The sequence below is a fragment of the Paenibacillus sp. R-74696 genome (genome assembly GCF_055814915.1).
The window spans coordinates 312,633-333,313 of the sequence record NZ_JBPULM010000046.1 but is presented as its reverse complement, the minus strand read 5'-3'; the positions used below and the strand labels follow the sequence as shown (position 1 = coordinate 333,313).

Genomic DNA, 20,681 nt, shown 5'->3' with positions numbered 1-20,681 from the left:
TAGAACGCCGTGCTTGATAGGCGGAAGGAGGAAGCGAAATGAGCCAATTGCTCACGATGGAGCATCTGACGGTTGATTTTAAGACGAAACGGGGCTTGCTAAGGGCAATTACAGACGTTTCGCTTCATATTGCGCCTGGGGAAACGGTATGTCTCGTTGGCGAATCCGGCAGCGGCAAAACGATTACGTCCAAAGCCATTATGCGCCTGATCGACTATGAGAATGGCGTTATTGCCGGAGGCAGCATGCGGCTTGGCGATGCGGATCTTGTAGCGATGCCGGAGAAGGAGCTGCGCGCGCTGCGCGGCAAGCGGATGGCGATGGTTTTTCAAGAGCCGATGGCGGCGTTTGATCCGATTTTTACAATCGGGAGCCAAATTACCGAGGTCATCGAGCGCCATAAGCGCGGCAAAAAGAGTGCAGCATGGGAGCGGGCTGTCCATTTGCTGCGCCGCGTAGGCATTCCTGAGCCGGAGGCGCGGATGAAGCAGTATCCTGGCGAGCTGTCAGGAGGCATGCTGCAGCGGGCTATGATCGCAATGGCGCTCGCTTGCGGTCCAGAGCTGCTTATAGCGGATGAGCCAACGACGGCTCTGGATGTGACGATCCAGGCGCAAATTCTCCATTTGCTGCAAGAGCTAAAAGAAGAATTTAATATGGGGATTTTGCTAGTGACCCATGATATGGGCATTGCCGCCGAGATGGCGGATCGCATTATCGTCATGTATGCCGGGCAGGTTGTTGAGCAAGCGACGGCGGCGGAGCTGTTCGAGCAGCCGTATCATCCGTATACGCGAGGACTGCTGCAATCGATTACGACGATGGACAGCGACCGCAGCGTCAAGCTTCATTCTATCGAGGGCTCGATCCCGAGCCTGTCAGAGCTGCCGTCCGGCTGCCGCTTTCACCCGCGCTGCTCTTATGCCACGGATAGCTGCCGCAGCGAAAGCCCGCCGCTGATTGCGCTTGGCAAGCGACTGACCGCATGCTGGCATGCCGAGCAGCTCGTTCAATCCGAGGAGTGGGCTGCTGGAACAAGCACAAGCACTAGCACCGACAAAAGCACTGACAAAAGCACTGACAAAAGCACTGACAAAAGCACTGACAAAAGCACTGACAAAAGCACTAGCACAGTAACGCTGACAGATGCCCTTAGAACAGAGTCTCCGATTGGGTCTCCCCAAGAAGCTGGTCAGCAAGGCGAAAATCTATTCGAGGTAAGCGGACTAAGCAAATTTTATCCGATTCAGAGAGGTTTGCTTCATCGTTCGGGCCCGCAGGTCAGAGCGGTGGACAATGTTACGTTTTCCATTAAAAAAGGGGAAACCTTTGGCCTCGTTGGGGAGTCTGGCAGCGGCAAATCGACGCTTGGTCGGGTGATTTTGCAATTGGAGCAGGCGACAGCTGGAAGCGTTAAGTTTCAGGGAAGGGAGCTGACCGGGCAAAGCAGCTCTGAGCTGCGACAGGCGCGGCGCGATATGCAAATTGTTTTTCAGGACCCGTATGGCTCTGTTAATCCGCGCTGGCGTATCGGTGACATTATCGGCGAGCCGCTGCGCGTCCATGACAAGTCTGGCAGCAAGGAAAGAAAAGCGCGCGTGGAGGAGCTGATGGAGCTAGTCGGGCTGAAGGCAGATTGGTACAGCCGCTATCCGCATGAATTTTCCGGCGGGCAGCGCCAGCGTATTGGCATTGCCCGCGCCATAGCGCTTAATCCAAGCTTTATTCTCGCGGATGAAGCGGTATCGGCGCTTGATGTGTCGGTTCAGGCGCAGATCGTCAATCTCATGCAGCATTTGCAGCAAAAAATGAATCTGACCTATTTGTTTATCGCCCATGGCCTGAATATCGTCAGACATATTTCCGACCGGATCGGCGTCATGTATTTGGGCAAGCTGGTCGAAATTGCGCCCAGCGAAGAGCTGTTTCTCCGCCCAGCGCATCCGTATACGCAAGGGTTAATTGCTTCCATTCCCCAGCCCGGCCCCGGGCGAACGCGAACATTTCGCGCGATTGAAGGAGAAATCCCTTCTCCGGCCAATCCGCCGTCCGGCTGCCGTTTTCATACGCGCTGCCCTATGGCAACGGAGCGCTGCAGGGAGGCGGAGCCCGAACTGCAGCTCATTGGCAGCGAGCATTATGCCGCTTGCCACTATGTATTAGGTTGATAGTAGGTTGGCATTTATAAAGGAGGGTATAACCATGTCCGCAGCAAAAAAGGTTATTGTATGGAGCAAAACAGGCTGCCAGTATTGTGGCACAGTTAAACAATTTTTGGAGCAAAACAACCAACCCTATGAAAATATTGATATTGAAGGCAAGGATTATTTGCGAGACGTTCTTGAAGCTAAATACGGCATCCGCCACGTGCCAGTAGTAGAAATCGGCAGCGACGGCGTCTACACCGCCGTTACGGATTGGGATTTGGAGAAAATCAAAGCCCTGATCTCACCTGCCCCAGTAGTAGGCTAAGGGCTTCTATATCGTATGAAGCCCACTGTTCGTCAACTCCGGAGTACCTTGCTGCACCGGAGTTGACGGTCTAGGGGCAGAGATGGGAAGAAGCGCTACAAGAGCTACAAGAGCTACAAACTCTAGGGTGTGTATGCAAACCGGAGCAAGCAAGTATTGCTAAGAGCATACAGTTCTTGGCGCTCCCTTTTTTGGAGGACTGAGTTTCCGCTATTCTGCATTTTGAATCGATTTTGGGCCGTAAGCGGACAGGAAAACCGCTATCGCTCTCCTCAACCCTTCAAAATGGCTAAGGACAGCGCAATAGCGGCTCCTGAGTCCGCAGCCTATGGCATAACCATTGATTCTGTTGTCATAGCGGCTGCAGTGTCCGCGAAGCCTAGCTTTTTGTGGGAGTAAACCGCTGAACCGAAAAACATGAGACTTCCTTTCGGTACATATGCTCACATTCATGCGGGGGATATTTCCAGGAGGAGAGGGAAAGCATTTGACGCTAAATTCGATCAGGATCTGGCTTGCTTATGTTTGCATATACGCCCTAAAAATCTAAATTAGTAGATTAGTAGATTAGTAGATAATTAGAGCATAAAGTAAAAAGTGGATAGAGTCTAACAGCGTAACCTTCTGAAGGTTTAAGAGGGAAAGACTGTCCGTCAGTAGGTTTATTTTACTGACGGATGGTTTTTTCCTTTTTCTTTATTGTAGTTGAACGGAGAGAGTGGGAAGGTGCAGGGGAGCGGCGGAGAGAAAGGTTGGAACTGGAGGAGCCTAGCTTTCCGAAGGAAAGCCGCTTCGTAAGCATATGCTCAGCGCACGCCTAAAGCTTTCCGGAGGAAAGCATCATTGGCATGGACTATTGTTTTCAGATTTCCTCCTCAGCGAGGAATAAATAGTGAAATCGGAAAACAACAGCGGCCGGAAGCGGGGCCTTTCTCGCAGTAGCGACAATCGCGCCTGACCCTATCGATGTGCAATCTACCATAATATCCCTCTGATTTTACCATGAGATTAAAACTAATTATAAGGGTATAAATACCGGCCCGAAATAGAGTAAAATAGTTTAGATAACGAAGCGAGCGCATGCAAATTTCGATCCTCACAAATGTTCGCGCTTACAGAAGTAGGAACCTTAAATTGAAAGGGTGGAATTTATATTGGTTATTCGAAAATTTGGCAGCCTGCTGACAGCAGCGGCATTAACAGCTTCGCTAGTTGGAAGCGCAGCGGCAGCGCAAGCGGAGGACACTAACAGCAGCAAACCAGCTACGAAGCTGCCCGCCTACGATTGGGGCAGAGCGAAGGTCGTAGGTGGCGGCTTTGTTCCCGGCATTGTGTATAATCCTTCAGAGAAGGATTTGATTTACGCGCGGACAGATATTGGCGGCGCTTATCGCTTTGATCCCGCGACGCAAAGCTGGATTCAGCTCTTGGATTTTGTGGGCTTCGAGGAATGGAGCATGCTGGGTGTGGAAAGCATCGCGACCGACCCTGTGGAGACGAACCGGGTTTATGCGGCGGTAGGCACCTACACGAACGATTGGACAGATACGCCGGGCATGATTTTGCGCTCGACTGACAAAGGAAACAGCTGGCAGCGCACGGTGCTGCCGTTCAAGCTTGGCGGCAATATGCCGGGGCGCTCGATGGGCGAGCGGCTGGTCATTGATCCGAACGACAATCGGATTTTGTATCTCGGAGCGCGCAGCGGCAATGGCTTGTGGCGCAGTACGGATTACGGTGAAACCTGGAGCAAGGTAGACAGCTTTACAGCGAGCGGCAACGTAAAGGATTATTTTGACGATATCGTTGGCGTGGCTTGGATTACGTTCGATCAAGCGACGGGCTCGAAGGGCAAGAAGTCCCAAACGATTTATGTGGGCGTGGCTGACAATGAGCAAAGCATATACCGCAGCACGGACGGCGGGGGTACATGGGAAGCAGTAGCGGGGCAGCCGAAGCAAGGCTTTGTGCCGCATCATGGGGTACTGGACGGTAAAGGCCATCTATATGTTACCTACAATGAATTTGTCGGTCCCTATGATGGAGGCAAAGGCGCGGTATGGAAGCTGGATACGGCAACAGGCGTCTGGACCGATATTAGCCCAACCGGAAATACGGACAATCCGTATGGCGGACTGGCCATAGATGCGCGGCAGCCGAATACGCTAATGGTAGCGACGATGAACAAGTGGTGGCCAGATGATGTTATTTACCGCAGCACGAATGGCGGCGCGACGTGGGAGCCGTTCTGGACGCTTGATTTTTCAAAAAATCCAAACCGGGAAAATCGTTTCACGATCGAATACGCGGATTCACCTTGGCTGGACTGGGGCGAGAAAAAAGAGCTTCCCGAAATCGCACCTAAGCTTGGCTGGATGATTGGCGATTTAGAGATTGATCCGTTTAATTCGGACAATATGATGTACGGCACAGGCGCTACGCTGTTCGGGGCGAACAACTTAACGGATTTTGACGAAGACAAAAAGGTTGCAATTACCGTCATGGCAGACGGTATCGAAGAAACATCTGTGCTTGGCCTCATCAGCCCGCCGTCAGGGGCGCCGCTGCTGAGCGCGATGGGCGATATTGGCGGCTTCCGCCATGAAAGCCTTGACCAAGCGCCGGAGATGATCACGAGCCCGTATATCGGAACGAGCACGGATATTGATTTTGCCGAGCTGAATCCAGATATCGTCGTGCGTGTCGGCCATGCGGAAGGGACAGCGGCGAGAATGGGCATTTCCACAGACAATGGCAAAACGTGGACGCCAGCAGCGAACGCATGGACAGCGGCAGAGGAGGACAAAACCAGCGGCGGCTTTGCTGCTGTAAGCGCAGATGGCGGTGCAATCGTATGGAGCCCGAGCAGCGCGGATGAGTTGGCGGCACGTCCGGTCAGCTTCTCCACCGATTTAGGAAAAACGTGGACGGCGTCCAAAGGTTTGCCGGAGAAGGCGCGCGTGTCGGCGGACCGGGTAAATCCGAAGCTTTTCTACGGCTTTGCCGCAGGTGTATTCTATGTCAGCAAAGATGGCGGAGCGACGTTCACCGCATCGAAGGCGACAGGCTTGCCGCAAGTGATAACGAGCAATTTCAAGGCGATGCCGGGCAAAGAAGGCGACATTTGGATCGCTGGGGCAAAAGACAACAAAAAGGTCGATAGCGCCTACGGCTTATGGCATTCGACCGATGCTGGCATGACGTTTACGAAGCTTGAAGGCGTAGAGGAAGCGGCAACGATTGGTTTTGGCAAGGCAGCACCGGGAAAAACGAATGTAACGCTTTATTCCTACGCGAAAATTGGCGGCACATTTGGTATTTTCCGCTCGAAGAATCTCGGAAAAAGCTGGGTTCGCATCAACGATGACCAGCATCAATTTGGTTCCGCTAATACGGCGATTACAGGCGATCCAAGAGTGTACGGTCGTGTCTATATGGCGACGAATGGGCTGGGTATTGTCGTTGGCGAATTAAAGGATGACATCAGCTACGAGTTCACGGATTTGGGCGGCGTGTATGCGGAAGCGCAGCAGGCGATTGCTTTTTTATATGGCAAGGGCGTTGTAACAGGGAAAAATGAAACGCAGTTCCAACCGGGGGCGCAGGTCACTAGAGCGGAATTCGTCAAGCTGCTTGTTGGCACGCTAGGACTGGCACCAGAGGGTGAGTCAAGCTTTGCTGATGTGCCTGCAAGCGCCTGGTATGCGCCATATATTGCCGCAGCCGAGAAAGCAGGCATAACAACGCTTCTGGCTCAAGGAAGCGGCGGGGATGGCAGCCTATTTGAGCCGAACCAGCCGATAACAAGGCAGGACATGGCAGTCCTGCTGGCGAGCGGGTGGAAGGCGACAGGCCAGCCGCTGCCGGAACTGCCTGCGGGCAGCGTGCCTGCATTCAGCGATAGCGACACCATTGCTGCTTATGCGAAGGATGCAGTAACGCTCGCAGCACAAGCGGGGTTAATGAAGGGCAAGCCTGACGGCAGCTTCGGCGCGACAAAGCCGACTAACCGTGCGGATGCAACGGTCGTCATCTATAGGCTCCATACACTATTCTCGCAAGCTGCAAAAACAGAGTAATAGACGAAGGGCTGGCTCGCAAGCAGATGTTTATGCTTGCGGACCAGCCCTATTTTTCATCAGACCTCTATTCCTCAGCTTCGTGCCAATGCTCCAGGCAGAAGGCCAGCACAAGCTGCTCTTCCTCGTCTTCCAGCTCAAAATCCAAAATGCGCTCCGTCTCGCGCTCGATAATTTCGTGCTTGGCAATTTTGGCTTGCTCGCCATCCTTGGCAAATACGGCACGTACATAAAGCCCTTTAGGCGAATAAATATCGTCGTCCTCGGCTGCTTCAATATCGATTATAAACTCGTAGCGTTTTCCGGTTAAAATGCCGAAAGGGTCTTTAATATATTGCACGCTATAGCTGGAAATTTCAATCATCGTATCATCCTTTGATGTGGTTTTCCTTCCATTATAGCAGAGTTGCTTAGCCAAGGCAGTCTTTCCTATGTATTAGCTGGATTTATTAGCTCGATTTATGTGCTTTGTCGGTATTGTCGCCTTTAGGCGGCAGGACGGAAATAGCGATTACAAGTTGTGCCAAATAACGGCGGAGCTTCATCACATGGACCCCCTCGCATAAATATACAAGCTTGTAGCTATTATTAATCGTTTTGTCGAAATTTGAAACAGCATTCCTCCTGTTTATTGGAATAATAAGTATCTAATTGGGTATTTGAGCTTGCGGCTTGGCGGGGTTGTTGCTTCTCCTGCCACAAATAGCCTAATATAAACGTAATCATACATGCTGACTTGAGCATGTGGGCAAGAGCGGAGAGACAGGGAGGGACAGCAATGAATGAGTCCATATTGATTGTAGAGGACGAGCAAAAGATCGCCCGGGTGCTGGAAATTGAACTGGAGGCGGAGGGCTATCGCGTTTCTAAGGCAAATGATGGCTTGCAGGCGCTTGAGCTGTACCGCACGGGTGAATGGGATCTAGTCTTGCTTGACGTCATGCTTCCGGGCATAAGCGGCATCGAAATATTACGGCGAATCCGGGCGGCTGACGCGGCTACGCCTGTTATTTTGCTGACAGCGAAAAGCTCCGTAGAGGACAAGGTTTCGGGGCTTGATCTGGGCGCTAACGATTATATGACGAAGCCGTTTCAAATTGAGGAGCTGCTGGCAAGAATTCGAGCAGCGCTTAGACAACGCCTTGTTCCAGCGGAGGCAGCAAGCGCAGGGCTAGTGGATGAGACATGGCTGCTGGCCGGCGATTTAAAGCTGAATGAAACGACGCGCGAGGTTATTCGCTCGGGCAAAAGCATCGAGCTGACGCCGCGCGAATTTGATCTGCTCAGCTATTTGCTGAAGCATCAGCGCCAAGTGCTGGGACGCGAGCAGATTGTTGAGGCAGTTTGGGGTTATGACTACTACGGCGACACGAACGTTGTCGATGTATATATTCGCTATGTGCGCAAAAAGGTGGATACAGGCTTTGCCAGCGAGCTGATTCATACGGTGCGCGGAGTCGGCTACGTGCTCAAGGAAGCGCAATGAAGCTGCGCAGCCGGATTCATCTTTATTCCTCTGCTTTATTCGCTGTTTTGCTCGTAGCTATGAATTTGTCCGTCTATGCACTCTTCAGCAAATTGACGATTACGAGTCAAATGGAGCGGGTAGAGGCGGAAGCTTTGAAAATTTCCGAAGGCATGCTGAAGTCGGCCGGGACAGTTCCGACAGAAGATTTGCTGCGTGCGTATGTGCCCTTGAACGGCATGCTGCGCATGGTGACAGCTGAAGGAGCGGACAAGCTGCTGGTTACTGCGCCAGGCGAGCAGCAGCTCAGCGAGCGAGATGCTGTCTATGCAGAGAAGAAGCGGATTGAAAGCATTGATTATAAGGGAAACAGCTATGCCCTTGTATCGATTCCGGTCATTTGGACGGATGGGGCAGTCGTCAATATTCAGGTGACGGAAAGCGTGCAGGACACGGCAGACCAGCTGAAGGTGCTGCAAATTGTATTGCTGGCGGTAACAGGCATCGCAATGATTCCTGTTATTGCTTCGGGGCGCCTGCTCGGAAGCATCATCGTGCGTCCCATCGCCCATATGACGCATACGATGCGGGCGATCCAGCGCAGCGGGACCTTCATAAAAATCAAGCCGGAAGGCAAGTCGCAGGATGAGCTTGCGGAAATGGGAGCGACCTTCAACGATATGATCGCCTTGCTGGAGACGAATTTTGAGAAGCAGGAGCAATTTGTTTCCAATGCCTCCCATGAGCTGAAAACGCCGCTTACGGTCATTGAAAGCTACGCCAGCTTATTGAAGCGCCGGGGGCTGGATCGCCCTGACCTGTTCGTCGAATCGATAGATGCGATTCACTCCGAAGCGGTGCGGATGAAGGAGATGACCGAACAATTGCTGCTGCTGGCCCGCAACAAGGAGCAGTGGAACCTGACGATGGAAAGCGTTGATCTGACGCGGCTCGCCAGTGAGTCGTCCAAAGCCTTTCAGAAGGCGTATGGACGGGATATTCAGGTGCGGCTTGCCAGCAGCGAGGGCAAGCCTGCCGGGGCGGACATGGAAGCAGCGACGAATGCATCGAATTTGGAGGCAGGCAGCGAAGGAGAGCAGCCGGGCATTTATGGGTATGCAGATGCGAATAAGCTGCGCCAATTGCTGTTTATTCTGCTGGATAATGCGCGCAAATACAGCAGCGCTGCGATTACGCTGGAAATTGGCGCGAGCGGCGATTACAGCGAGATCCGGGTCATTGACCGGGGCATCGGCATTCCGCAGGCCGCGCTGTCTAAAGTATTCGACCGCTTCTACCGGGTCGATGAGGCAAGAAGCCGCCATGATGTTGGCGGTGCCGGGCTTGGGCTCGCTTTGGCGAAGGAAATCGCTGCAGCTATTGGCGCTAGCCTAGCGCTTGCAAGCGAGGAAAACGTCGGAACGACGGCGACGATTAGACTGAAAAGAACGGAAGCAGGATAATAGCAGCTATACGATGATTGAAGCAGCCCGAAGTAGTCCAGAGGGCTGCTTTCTTTTTTTTATATAAAAATGGATAAAAAAAGATTGATATACGTATATGTATGCGATATATTACATACAAGAAAGGAAGATGCGTATGCCTATTCCGAGTCATTTTACAACACCGATTAAAATTTCAGCGAAAGAACGAGCGCTTTCTCAAATTCAGCGATGGATTATTGATGGTACATTGCTTCCCGGCGAGAAGATTGGCGATGCGGAGCTGGCGGAAGCTTTAGGAGTCAGCAGGACGCCTGTCCGCGAAGCGTTGCAAATACTTGAAGTGCAGAAGCTCGTGGAGGTGTATCCGGGCAACTACACGAAGGTCAAAAGCTTGGAGAAATCCGATATTTTGAAAATGTATTCGACGATGGCTTCCTTGCACACATTAGCAGCAGAGACGGCTGCCAGTGTCATTGTACCCGAACAAATTGAACAGCTACGGCAGCTGAATGCCGAGTTTGCATCGGCGATTGAACAGGGGCTGCCCTTTCAGGCCATGGAATTCGACGAGCAGTTTCACAATGTGATCGTGGAAGCCGCAGATAATGAATACCTGGCCTCTTACAGCGCCTCACTCCAGGTACATATTCGCCGCTTTAAATATGTGTTTCTAAAACAGCCTGTTCAGGCGACGCATGTATCAGTCGAGGAACATCAGGCAATTATTGAAGCTATGGAGGCTGGTGATCCTGAACGGGCGGCAGCCATGATGAAGCAAAATTTACTGCGCCCTATGCGTGAGCTTTATGCCATTATTTAACCAACGATGAAGGGATGAATGGACATGTCCGAAAAGGAAGATTTGCGTGGACGCAGCAAGGATATAAGCGAAGGGGTAAACCGGATGCCGAACCGAGCGATGCTGCGGGCGGTAGGGTTTCAGGATGAGGATTTCAAAAAGCCGATGGTTGGCGTCGCCAGCACATGGAGCGAGGTAACGCCGTGCAACATTCATATTGACCAGCTGGCGCGGGAGGCAAAGGCTGGGGTCAAGCAGCATGGCGGGGCTCCGCTTATTTTTAATACGATTACGGTGTCGGATGGCATTTCGATGGGACATGAGGGGATGCTGTTCTCGCTGCCGAGCCGGGAAACGATCGCCGATTCCATTGAACTGGTCGTTAATGCTGAGCGGTTTGACGGACTCGTGGCGATTGGCGGCTGTGACAAAAATACCCCGGCTTGCCTGATGGCCATTGGCCGAATGAATCTTCCGTCTGTTTATGTATATGGCGGCACGATTCAGCCAGGCAAGCTGCATGGCAAGGATGTTGATATCGTTACGGCCTTTGAAGCAGTCGGGAAATATCAGGAAGGGCAGCTGACGGATGAGGAGCTGCATGAGGTAGAATGCAGCGTTTGTCCAGGCGCTGGCGCATGCGGCGGAATGTACACGGCGAATACGATGGCTTCGGCGGCAGAAGCGATGGGTATGGCACTTCCCGGCTCCTCGTCTACGCCAGCCATTGCACCAAATAAATCGGTGGAATGTACGGAAGCGGGCAAAGCGGTTATTGAGCTGCTGAGAAAAAATATTCGCCCCCGCGACATTATGACGCTGAAAGCTTTCGAAAATGCGATCACCGTCGTCATGGCGCTTGGCGGTTCAACCAATGCGCTGCTTCATCTGCTGGCGATCGCGCATTCGGCAGGCGTGAAGCTGACGCTGGATGATTTTGAACGGGTGCGCAGCCGCGTTCCCCATCTGGCCGATTTGAAGCCAAGCGGCAAATATGTGATGCAGGATTTGAACAATATCGGCGGTGTGCCGGGCGTTATGAAGCTGCTGCTTGAGAAAGGGCTGCTGCATGGTGACTGTATGACCGTAACAGGCAAAACGCTTGCAGAGAATTTGGCGGATGCCGAGCCGCTTGAAGACGGACAGGATGTCATTCGTTCCTTCGAGCAGCCATTAAAGCCAACAGGACCTTTGGTTGTTTTGAAAGGCAATTTGGCACCTGATGGGGCAGTCGCTAAAATGTCGGGCCTTAAAAAGATGCGCTTTAGCGGCCCAGCCCGAGTATATGACAGCGAGCAGGAGGCTGCCGATGCGATAGCGCGCGATGAGATCAAGAAAGGCGATGTGCTCGTCATTCGATATGTCGGACCTAAGGGCGGACCCGGCATGCCGGAAATGCTGTCCATTACCGCGATGATAAGCGGGAAAGGACTTGGCGGCGAAGTGGCGCTTATGACCGATGGACGCTTCTCGGGCGGTTCGCATGGCTTTGTTGTCGGACACGTCACGCCTGAGGCTCAGGTTGGCGGTCCAATCGGCTTGCTGCAAGAGGGAGATATTATTACAATCGATAGCGAGACGCAGGAAATGAACATGGAAATTTCGTCTGAGGAATTTGAATTGAGGCTTGCCAAGTGGGTGCAGCCGCCGCTGAAAGTAAGAACAGGCGTGTTAGGCAAATATGCGAGGCTCGTATCCTCCGCTTCGCAAGGCGCGGTGACTGATCTGGATTTGTAATCAGCATAGACTAGGCTTTGGCAGGGTAGAGTAGAGAGCACCGACTTGAATCGACGGACAGTTTTCGTTCTCACCAAATTCTAATCCACAGGTTATATAATAGGTTGTAATACAGCATGCCTTTCAAGCAGCGAGCTTGAAAGGCATGTTTCTGATATAAATGGGGTGTGAAGATGCGACAAAAGCAAGCGAGACTGGTGCTTGGCATAACGATAGCTTGCGTGGTCATTATCTGTATTGGTGGAGGATTATGGTGGCAATCTGTTGCTGACGCCCGGCCTTCCATTACGGAGGAGCAAGCAAGCGAGCAGGTGCTTCAGCAATATGTTGGGAAAATCGTTAGCGCTAAGCTGAACGACAGCGTCTATGAAGTTAAGCTGCAGGCTGAGAAGGGCATGTACGATGTGGCTGTCGATGCGAAAGGCGGAGGCATTGTTTCTATAAAGCTTTTAGAAGGCGAGCTGCCTGCTGCTGGGGAATCGCCTCCTGCTTCCTCAGCAAACGAGCCTACAGCTGCGCCAACTGCGACGCCAGCGGCAGAGCCGACGCCCGATCAGAGCCCGGTGGCAACGCCGAGCCCAGAGCAAAGTTCAAGCCCAGCACCAAATTCAAGCACTAATCCAAATTCTAATCCAAGCTCGAAGCCAACCACTAAGCCAAGTGATGGCAATGGAGGGAAACTGCCAGCGGCGTCACCTGCCAAACAGGGCATATCTCCAGATGAAGCGGAAGCGATCGCGCTCAAGCAGGTAAAAGGCAAGGTGGAGGATACCGAGCTGAAAAGCTCCGACCGCAGCCGGTATTATTTAGTCGAAATCGATACGCCAGACGGCCGTGAGGCTACGGTGCAGATTCATGCTGTAACGGGAGCCATCATGTCAATTACATGGGACGAGGACGATGATCAAGAGGATGATTAAGTTTAAATGAGCGCAGACTCAGCTTTTTATCATCAAATTCTAATGTTGCTGTCATGGTCATCTCATTTGCCGCAGGTAAAGTAAGGGTGAGACAAGCGAGAGACATTTGAAAATGGGAGGAACAAGATGATGATGAATAAAAAAATCTGGATTGGCGTTGTATCGGTTACGTTGGCGCTCGGCGCAATGGGCGGTGCGGCAACGGCTGCTTCCAATACGAAAACCTTGATCGGCAAAGCCGAAGCGAAAAAAATCGCCTTGAAGCATGTAGAGGGCCGAATTGACGGTGTAGACCTGGAGCGGAATCAAACAGGCATCTTTTACGAGGTGGAAGTCGAGCGCGGAGCTTATAAGGATGAAGTCGATGTGCACATCGATGCTTACAGCGGCAAGCTGTTAGGCATTTATGACAGCGATGATGATGACGACGATCGCCGTGCAGCTCAGGCGACGACAGCACCAGCGGGAACAGCGTCAAATGCAGGAACAGTGAATCAGCCGGCTGCGAGTCCATCAACTAGCACGGGAACGACAGCCTTAAAGACGGCTGAACAGGCTGGAGCTATTGCGGTTGCAAAAGTTGGAGGTACAGTAGTCAAGGTTCAGCGTGATCGTGAAGATGGCAGAATCATTTACGAGGTTGATCTGCGCATTACTGGCGGTAAAGCCGAAGTGGAAGTTGACGCAGCAACGGGAAAAGTGCTGTCCGTGGATAAAGATTACGACAATGATGATGACTACGATGACGATGATCGTTATGATGAGGATTAAGCAATCGTAGCAAGCGAGCGTAATTATTTTGAAAATAAAGCGATTGAATTACAAAAAAGGGGGCATCTGCGGATGCTCCCTTTTATAGTTGGCACAAAGCTGCTTATGCAGCTTTAGCGCTGTTTTCTTGGTGCTTGCCCAGCCTGCGGGGCTGGAGCAGCATTTTTAAACGGATTAAGAAACAGCTTGGGAATGCCCGTATCAAAACGGAGCAGCTTGCCGGTCAGCGGATGCTCGAAAGAAAGCACGCGCGCATGCAGACCGAGTCTGCCGATAGGCTTAAGCCGCGCTCCATATTTTTTATCCCCGGTAATGGGATGGCCGATGTCCTCCATATGGACGCGGATCTGATTTTTGCGGCCAGTCTCCAAATGCACCTCCAATAAGGAGAAGCTGTCGTTAGCCTGAATTAGCTTGTAGTGGGTTACAGCATGCTGTCCATCATTCGGATGGGAGCTGGAATACATTTTCAGCGTGCTGCTTTCCTTGAGCCACGATTGGATGGTGCCTTCGGGTTTGCGTACTTTGCCTTCTACAAGCGCTACATAGGAGCGCTCCTTAACGGCTTCCTGCCAGTTGTTTTGGAGCGATTGCTGCACCTTCTCGGTTTTGGCAAACATCATGACACCCGAGGTGTCACGGTCCAGGCGATGTACGACGAAAATCCGATTTTTCGGATCGAAGGTTCGGACATGCGCCGTCAGCTGGCGGTAAGCGGTAACCTCCTGCTCGTCCTTGGTGGAAGCGATGGAAAGCAGTCCCGCATCCTTCTGCACGACGATAATGGCATCGTCCTCGTGTAAAATGGTGAGTCCCATAAGCGGCGGAGCTTCTACCGCCTTTTCCGTATTTATGGAAACCGTCTGCCCGACCTCGAGCGGAAAATTATATTTCGTTTGTACGCGCTTATCAACCGATACTTGCCCACGCGCCAAAACTGATTTTACAGAATTGCGTCCCATACTGGCCAAGTGGATCAATAAAAAAGCCAGCAGCTCCGACGGCTCATTGACCGTGAATTGCTTGGCCTTCGCGGCTTTACGCGGCTTGCCGCCTTCATTTTGTTTCCTAGACATGCTTAAATACCCCCTGCTTGTTCACTGCTGCTATCACTATACCACGGTTGGAAGGGATAATTCTATGCAGGGAGGTTGAAAAATGACGGATAGGCTGAGGCATCACTAACTTGTGTGTATGCAATAGGAAAAGCGCAAAGCCCCTATATGGGTAGAGAAACTGTGATTTTTTACTATTGTTAGGGTGCTTTTAGTGACGATCATAAGTGAAATGTAGAATCAAGTAAAATATTTTATAAATTCGACAAATTAATTGTATTTTCGACAAAATAAGCTAAGGTGAAAAAATAAAAACTAACATATAGTAATGTTTGTACATAATTCAAAGTCAAAGGGTGATAAGGGTTGGCAAGAGAGGGAAAGTTAAAAAGAGAACACATCATTAAGGATAATAACAGGGCATTTATCGTAAAAATCGGTATGCTTGCTGTTATTATTTTTTGTTTGGTCAGTTCCTCGATTTTTGCGGCAACGTATACGTATGACTCATTAAATCGCTTGACTAAAATTGAATATCCGAATGGGGATCATGTAGAGTTCACCTATGATGCTAATGGGAATAGGTTAACCGCTGCGGTCACCAAAACAACGGAAGAACCATCGACAGAACCTCCAGTTGTTGTGGGGCCTGATCTATATCAAGATTTTGAAAATGACGGTGTTTATGAGTGGATGGGTCAGGGGGACGGAGTTTTACTTACTAATTCGCAAGAAGCTGCCTATGGAGGCATACGAAGTATGAAGGTATCCAATCGAACTGATTAAAAATACGTATCATCCCGTTAATGGGCAGATCGTGCAGCAGTTGGATGCCAAGCAGCAAGCTACGACGTTTACCTACACAATGCTGGGGCAGCTTGCTTCGGTTACGAATGCGAAGAATGAAATGACAAGTTATGAATATGATCAGGCAGGTAATTTGACGAAAACAATCTTTCCTGATGCAAATGTGCAAACGAAGGCTTATGATGAACTTGGTCGTGTTATTCGCAGCACCGATGCACAGCAGAATAGTGGGAAATTCTACTATGATGCCAACGGTAATCGAAGCAAATTGATTGATAAAACAGGTCAGGTATTTCAATATTCTTATACTAACCGTAATTTATTGTTATCCAAGCAAGGACCGAGTGAAACGATTTCCTTTACGTATACCGATAACGGTTCACGGAAAACGATGACGGATAGCACGGGGACGACTCAATATACGTATAAACCATATACAGCGGAGTTGGCTTCCGTCATCTATTCAGACGGTAAGAAGCTTGAATATGGTTATGATGTACGTGGTCAAGTAGCAAGTGTAACAACACCTTTTGGGGATACTGCATCTTATAGCTATACTAATAACAATCAACTAAATAATGTCTCGTGGAATGGTTCCGTTCAGGAAAGCTATACCTATGATACAGGCGGTCAACTTGCCAAGAAGCAGCAGGCGAATGGGATGTTGACAGAATATAGTTATACTGATTTAAAGCTGACGAATTTGAAGCAGTTGAAGGTAGATGGAGGAATTGCATCCAATTATAGCTATCTATATGATGTGAGCCGCAATATTACAGGTATTAATGAGCAGGGTGCTGATCAGTCAGAGGTTGATAAACTTTTCACATACGATGTATTAAACCGAATTGAGACATCGACTCCGTTCAATGAATCGTACTCCTATGACAATCGGGGAAATAGAAAAACGCTATCCAGTGATAGTGAGGTAGGGCTTACAGATAATCTTTCCTATGAGTATGATGAGTGGGATCGATTAAAGAAAGTAGTTAAAACCGATGGGGAAAATGTGACATACCGTTATAACGGAGATAACTTGATGGTGGAGCGGCATGAAAATGGGGTAACGACTCGTTATTATTATAATGGTAATCAAATGATTGCTGAGGGCATCGTGCAATCAAATGGGACAGTCAAGGAAAAAGTGAGTTATTTGCTTGGAAACGGCCTTGTTATGCAGGAGAATTCGACAGGAACAAAAGGATACTACTCGCAAAATGGGCATGGTGATGTCGTATCAATACGAGATACAACGGGTGCAATTTTAAATGAATACGAATATGATATTTGGGGAAATTCGCTCAAAGCAACAGAGAGTGTGGCAAATTCTTTCCGTTATTCCGGCGAGTATTGGGATGATACGACTGACTTACAGTATCTTCGTGCTCGTTGGTATGATCCGGGGATGGGAAGGTTTATTAATGAGGATACGTATGAAGGGGAGTTATCCAACCCATTAAGTCAAAATCTTTATACTTATGTGCATAATAACCCTCTGATAAACATTGATCCTTCAGGACATGCAAGTCAAGGGCATGTAGTTGGTACTCTTATCGATATTGCTCGTCAAGACACGGATTCTTCAGCTAGTTTTTGGAGAATAAAATCTTTTTTGGGGAACCAAACGTTGAATTTCTTCCCTGATGCTAAAGAAGATGGGAACAATACTTTTAAGTACTTATTTAATATGGCAACAATGTCAGGTTATACTGCAGGTCAAGCATCTTGGGCAAAACAACAGTTGATGTATGCATTTGAAGCTAAATATCAATATGATCAAGCAGCATTTGATCAGTATATTTCTGGTCTTTCAGTCTCACTGCATTTAAGTATGCCTAAAGCACCGAGAGTTTCTTCTACAACAGCAAGTGTGACAAGAGCTGCTAGAAATTCTCATGTTGGAGTACTTGGTGAACTTAAACTTGCAGAACTTGTTGGAGGAAAGCCAAATCAATATTTTAAAACAAGTTTAGGAGCAAGATATATAGATCAGCTATCAAATGGCATTGCTTACGAATCAAAAATGGGTTATGTTAAGTACTCCACTAAAGCGATGACACAAATAAGAAAAGATGCTGAATTATTGGGCAATGGCTCAATAGATGGGGCTACATGGGTATTTTTTAGAAGTCCTAGTACAGGTAAAATTGGTGCTGATCAAAGAATATTAGATGCTCTTACGAGCCACGGTATAAAGTATGTATTTAAATAATGGAGGACTAGCAGTGTATCCTAAAATTTTAATCCCATTCGAGTTTATTCCCTATGAAACTATGAATAAAAGAGAAGCAGATAATTTTTTTCAATGGTTCTTGGGGAATCAACAAAGTAGAATAAGAACATTAGTTGAATATTGTAGTGGCAGTGAAGAGTTTATAACAGAAAAATTGGATTTTACTCCAGAGTCTTTAAATTACTTGTGGGATTGGTTCATACCAAGAATTGAACTGGTAAAAAAATCGAGGGAGGAGTTACGGGACGAACACGATGAAATACCGGCATGGCTTAAATCAGAAGTAATTGTAGATGAGTTTAAATTTGGTCAAGAAACAGAAACAATAATCATGGATATTGGAATTTACTTTGGTAATGTGTTTCTCCAACAGTTCAGTCAACTCAAATGGGGAGTTATTTATAAACCGCGAAACTTTGTTGATGTAAATAGGCCAGTAATCATAGGATTTAATAAAGATGTGGCCCTAAACCCCATAAGAATTGTTAATACTTGTGCTAATAAAGCTGTCAAAGGGACAGGGAATAGCAACCTTAAGGATTTATATCACGTTTGGGCGAAACATTTAGAGTAGAGCCATTAACCACATGCGAGTGTTGATCTGTAACCTCAATTATGGACAGTGTTAAAAAAACGGTATTGTAGCCTTAAGCAGCTAGAAGATGACTTCTGTATTCAATATGAGGTATATTAAGGCACCGACGAACACTCAATAGGAAATTCAAGGATATCTCGGACACGTTTTGATTTTTTTATCGTGTTTTAAGTCAACTATGCACTCAATATTGAAGCGATAATCGTACAAGCGAATGTTGTCTGTCACCACCAAGGTAAGATCCGTACTAACCAAAATGGAGCAGAGCCTTGATGAATCACCAGCACAAAGCACAATTTCTGATACCATCCCTGCCCCCAAAGCAGATTCAGGCAGAGAAATTGAACCTTCTCTTTTTTGCTGTAAAAGGGAACAGTGGCGGTTAGAAAGTCGGCAGCACGAGCCGATTTTGAATTGCAGCCAAGTGTTTTAAATGATTTAGCAAAATTAAAAATACGGTTTGAAGTTTCAATATTGTCTTGGGGAGGCTAGAGGATAAGTAATGGACGAATTTAATTTGAAACAATTCCTATTGCAAGAGGCACGATTTGAGAAAGCGGTTGAAGGTTTTTGGTCGTATGCAAATAATTGGAGAGTGGATGAGCCAGAAGAGTTTTTTGATGCATTTGGAACATTCGATCTATCATCAATCCAGTTAGAGAGAGAAAAAATAGCATATGTGATTCATTATCGTTTTAATGAACCGGTTGAATTTATCCAGACAACTTTGAATGTATATTTAAATGACAAGTATACTGCTTTATATTATTTCCTTCAGAAGTTAGATGGGCAAGGGATGGATGATTCCATAAGTTTCAAAATCTAATAATCATATCATTATCGAAAAAAGCGAAGTGTCCCTGCATTGGCAGGGCACTTCGCTTTTTTAGTCTTTAGTGAGTAAGCTAGCTTTGCCGAGCTTAAGACTGCTCCGCAGCAGGCTTAACGAGAGATCCAGCGAGGCTTGTGCTTGCAGCAGAAGGAGCAGGCTCGGCTTTTGCGGCTACAGCTGCATCTGGCGCGCCGCCTTGATGAAATTCATTTTCCATCTTGGCGACGACGACGGTTGCGACGCCGTTGCCGATCAGGTTCGTGATGGCGCGCGCCTCAGACATAAAGCGGTCAACGCCGAGCAGCAGAGCCATGCCAGCAACGGGAATGCTCGGGAAAGCAGCGAGCGTCGCTGCCAGCGTAATAAACCCGGAGCCCGTAACGCCTGCGGCTCCCTTGGACGTCAGCATCAGTACGCCAAGCAGCGTAAGCTGCTGCCAGAGCGACATCTCAACACCGGAGGCTTGGGCGACGAACATCGCGGCCATGGACAAATAAATAGCCGTACCGTCGAGATTGAACGAGTACCCAGTTGGAACGACGAGCCCAACGACCGGCTTGGAGCAGCCGTATTTTTCAAGCTTATCCATCATGCGCGGCAGCGCCGATTCGGAGGACGAAGTGCCGAGCACGAGGAAAATCTCATCCTTGATATAACGGATAAAGCTGAAAATGCTAAAGCCATAAAAGCGGGCAATCGAGCCGAGCACAATGATGATGAACAGCGCCATCGTAATATAGACGGAGCCCATCAGCTTGCCCAGCGAGGTCAGCGAGCCAATGCCGAACTTGCCGATTGTGTAGGACATCGCTCCGAAAGCAGCAAGTGGTGATAGCTTCATAATCATATTGATGATGCCGAAAAAGCCATGCGACAGCTTGTCAAACAGCTGGGTAACCGGTTTTGCCGATTCTCCCATCGCCGTAAGCGACAAGCCGAACAAAATCGCAAATAAGAGTATCGGCAGCAAATCGCCGCCAGCCATGGCCGAAATGACGTTATCCGGAATAATGCCGAGTATAAAATCCACCATGCTGTGGCTGGACTGGGCAGCTGCGTCGGTGTACTTGGTAATGTCGCCGCTTGCTTTGCTGGCATCAATGCCTGCGCCCGGCTTCACGAGATTGACGACGAGCAGACCGATTGCAAGCGCTAGCGTCGTCACAATTTCAAAATAGAGCAGCGCCTTGCCGCCGATACGGCCGACTTTTTTCATATCGCCCATATTGGCAATGCCGTTTACAACGGTGAAAAAGACGATGGGCGCAATAACCATTTTGATCAGCTTAATGAATCCATCGGCAAGCACTTTCATTTTCTCGCCAAGCTCCGGGAAGTAATGGCCGAATAAAATACCAATAATGATAGCACACACGACTTGGACGGTTAGGTTTTTCAGGTTGAATTTCAGCTTCATGAGGAGGGCCCCACTTTCTTTTATCAAAATGAAAACGCTTTAATTTCGTTTGCG

General features: G+C 49.1%; 16 protein-coding genes. 13 read left to right on the top strand and 3 right to left on the bottom strand.

Annotated features, from left to right (window positions below):
- The first annotated feature begins 38 nt into the window (after positions 1 to 38).
- From ACSR9A_RS25960 to ACSR9A_RS25950, 3 genes are all read left to right on the top strand, one after another.
- Positions 39 to 2,168, top strand: coding sequence for an ABC transporter ATP-binding protein (locus tag ACSR9A_RS25960; RefSeq protein ID WP_473760746.1), 2,130 nt, complete (start codon positions 39 to 41; stop codon positions 2,166 to 2,168).
- 34 nt (positions 2,169 to 2,202) lie between these two features.
- The gene (locus ACSR9A_RS25955) at positions 2,203 to 2,472 is read left to right on the top strand and encodes a glutaredoxin family protein (RefSeq protein ID WP_473760744.1); all 270 of its coding nucleotides are present in this window, start codon (positions 2,203 to 2,205) and stop codon (positions 2,470 to 2,472) included.
- A 1,154-nt stretch (positions 2,473 to 3,626) separates the two neighbouring features.
- Positions 3,627 to 6,551 carry an S-layer homology domain-containing protein gene (locus ACSR9A_RS25950; protein WP_473760742.1) on the top strand — a complete coding sequence of 975 codons (2,925 nt, stop codon included), beginning with the start codon at positions 3,627 to 3,629 and terminating at the stop codon, positions 6,549 to 6,551.
- A 67-nt stretch (positions 6,552 to 6,618) separates the two neighbouring features.
- Here ACSR9A_RS25950 and ACSR9A_RS25945 read toward each other — a convergent pair whose 3' ends face one another.
- Positions 6,619 to 6,915, bottom strand: a complete 297-nt coding sequence (locus tag ACSR9A_RS25945; protein ID WP_341279013.1) for a DUF6509 family protein — start codon at positions 6,913 to 6,915, stop codon at positions 6,619 to 6,621.
- A 414-nt stretch (positions 6,916 to 7,329) separates the two neighbouring features.
- Here ACSR9A_RS25945 and ACSR9A_RS25940 point away from each other — a divergent pair, with 414 nt between their 5' ends.
- The 6 genes from ACSR9A_RS25940 (at position 7,330) to ACSR9A_RS25915 (ending at position 13,688) form a co-directional block, all read left to right on the top strand.
- Complete coding sequence (locus tag ACSR9A_RS25940) at positions 7,330 to 8,037, top strand: response regulator transcription factor (protein WP_473760739.1); 708 nt, start codon at positions 7,330 to 7,332, stop codon at positions 8,035 to 8,037.
- Positions 8,034 to 9,479, top strand: a complete 1,446-nt coding sequence (locus tag ACSR9A_RS25935) for a sensor histidine kinase (protein ID WP_473760737.1) — start codon at positions 8,034 to 8,036, stop codon at positions 9,477 to 9,479. Before ACSR9A_RS25940 ends, ACSR9A_RS25935 begins: the two co-directional genes overlap by 4 nt.
- 136 nt (positions 9,480 to 9,615) lie before the next feature.
- Complete coding sequence (locus tag ACSR9A_RS25930; protein ID WP_473760735.1) at positions 9,616 to 10,281, top strand: GntR family transcriptional regulator; 666 nt, start codon at positions 9,616 to 9,618, stop codon at positions 10,279 to 10,281.
- Between the two features lie 24 nt (positions 10,282 to 10,305).
- Entirely contained in the window at positions 10,306 to 11,997 is a 1,692-nt protein-coding gene (ilvD, locus tag ACSR9A_RS25925) for a dihydroxy-acid dehydratase (protein WP_473760734.1), read from the top strand.
- A 173-nt stretch (positions 11,998 to 12,170) separates the two neighbouring features.
- Positions 12,171 to 12,917, top strand: coding sequence for a PepSY domain-containing protein (locus ACSR9A_RS25920; protein ID WP_473760732.1), 747 nt, complete (start codon positions 12,171 to 12,173; stop codon positions 12,915 to 12,917).
- Between the two features lie 126 nt (positions 12,918 to 13,043).
- Positions 13,044 to 13,688 carry a PepSY domain-containing protein gene (locus tag ACSR9A_RS25915; RefSeq protein WP_473760731.1) on the top strand — a complete coding sequence of 215 codons (645 nt, stop codon included), beginning with the start codon at positions 13,044 to 13,046 and terminating at the stop codon, positions 13,686 to 13,688.
- A gap of 113 nt (positions 13,689 to 13,801) precedes the next feature.
- On the opposite strand, the gene ACSR9A_RS25910 is transcribed toward ACSR9A_RS25915, so the two are convergent.
- The gene (locus tag ACSR9A_RS25910; RefSeq protein WP_473760729.1) at positions 13,802 to 14,764 is read right to left on the bottom strand and encodes an RluA family pseudouridine synthase; all 963 of its coding nucleotides are present in this window, start codon (positions 14,762 to 14,764) and stop codon (positions 13,802 to 13,804) included.
- Between the two features lie 345 nt (positions 14,765 to 15,109).
- Here ACSR9A_RS25910 and ACSR9A_RS25905 point away from each other — a divergent pair, with 345 nt between their 5' ends.
- The 4 genes from ACSR9A_RS25905 (at position 15,110) to ACSR9A_RS25890 (ending at position 19,204) form a co-directional block, all read left to right on the top strand.
- Positions 15,110 to 15,529: a carbohydrate binding domain-containing protein gene (locus ACSR9A_RS25905; RefSeq protein WP_473760727.1), complete on the top strand. Its 420-nt coding sequence runs from the start codon at positions 15,110 to 15,112 to the stop codon at positions 15,527 to 15,529.
- 31 nt (positions 15,530 to 15,560) lie between these two features.
- A complete protein-coding gene (locus ACSR9A_RS25900; protein WP_473760726.1) occupies positions 15,561 to 17,762 on the top strand; it encodes an RHS repeat domain-containing protein in 2,202 nt (733 codons plus the stop codon).
- A 13-nt stretch (positions 17,763 to 17,775) separates the two neighbouring features.
- Entirely contained in the window at positions 17,776 to 18,357 is a 582-nt protein-coding gene (locus ACSR9A_RS25895; protein WP_473760725.1) for a hypothetical protein, read from the top strand.
- Positions 18,358 to 18,880: 523 nt separating this feature from the next.
- Positions 18,881 to 19,204, top strand: coding sequence for a hypothetical protein (locus tag ACSR9A_RS25890; RefSeq protein WP_473760722.1), 324 nt, complete (start codon positions 18,881 to 18,883; stop codon positions 19,202 to 19,204).
- A gap of 94 nt (positions 19,205 to 19,298) precedes the next feature.
- Here the strand turns inward: ACSR9A_RS25890 and ACSR9A_RS25885 are convergent, their stop codons facing one another.
- Positions 19,299 to 20,627, bottom strand: a complete 1,329-nt coding sequence (locus ACSR9A_RS25885; protein ID WP_473760720.1) for a dicarboxylate/amino acid:cation symporter — start codon at positions 20,625 to 20,627, stop codon at positions 19,299 to 19,301.
- Positions 20,628 to 20,681: the final 54 nt, after the last annotated feature.

Bases quoted from the DNA above. Each gene is read 5' to 3' on its own strand.
- ACSR9A_RS25945 (WP_341279013.1), bottom strand. From the start codon at position 6,915: ATGATTGAAATTTCCAGCTATAGCGTGCAATATATTAAAGACCCTTTC.
- ACSR9A_RS25930 (WP_473760735.1), top strand. From the start codon at position 9,616: ATGCCTATTCCGAGTCATTTTACAACACCGATTAAAATTTCAGCGAAA.
- ACSR9A_RS25935 (WP_473760737.1), top strand. From the start codon at position 8,034: ATGAAGCTGCGCAGCCGGATTCATCTTTATTCCTCTGCTTTATTCGCT.
- ACSR9A_RS25890 (WP_473760722.1), top strand. From the start codon at position 18,881: ATGGACGAATTTAATTTGAAACAATTCCTATTGCAAGAGGCACGATTT.
- ACSR9A_RS25915 (WP_473760731.1), top strand. From the start codon at position 13,044: ATGATGATGAATAAAAAAATCTGGATTGGCGTTGTATCGGTTACGTTG.
- ACSR9A_RS25955 (WP_473760744.1), top strand. From the start codon at position 2,203: ATGTCCGCAGCAAAAAAGGTTATTGTATGGAGCAAAACAGGCTGCCAG.
- ACSR9A_RS25885 (WP_473760720.1), bottom strand. From the start codon at position 20,627: ATGAAGCTGAAATTCAACCTGAAAAACCTAACCGTCCAAGTCGTGTGT.
- ilvD (WP_473760734.1), top strand. From the start codon at position 10,306: ATGTCCGAAAAGGAAGATTTGCGTGGACGCAGCAAGGATATAAGCGAA.
- ACSR9A_RS25960 (WP_473760746.1), top strand. From the start codon at position 39: ATGAGCCAATTGCTCACGATGGAGCATCTGACGGTTGATTTTAAGACG.
- ACSR9A_RS25920 (WP_473760732.1), top strand. From the start codon at position 12,171: ATGCGACAAAAGCAAGCGAGACTGGTGCTTGGCATAACGATAGCTTGC.
- ACSR9A_RS25910 (WP_473760729.1), bottom strand. From the start codon at position 14,764: ATGTCTAGGAAACAAAATGAAGGCGGCAAGCCGCGTAAAGCCGCGAAG.
- ACSR9A_RS25940 (WP_473760739.1), top strand. From the start codon at position 7,330: ATGAATGAGTCCATATTGATTGTAGAGGACGAGCAAAAGATCGCCCGG.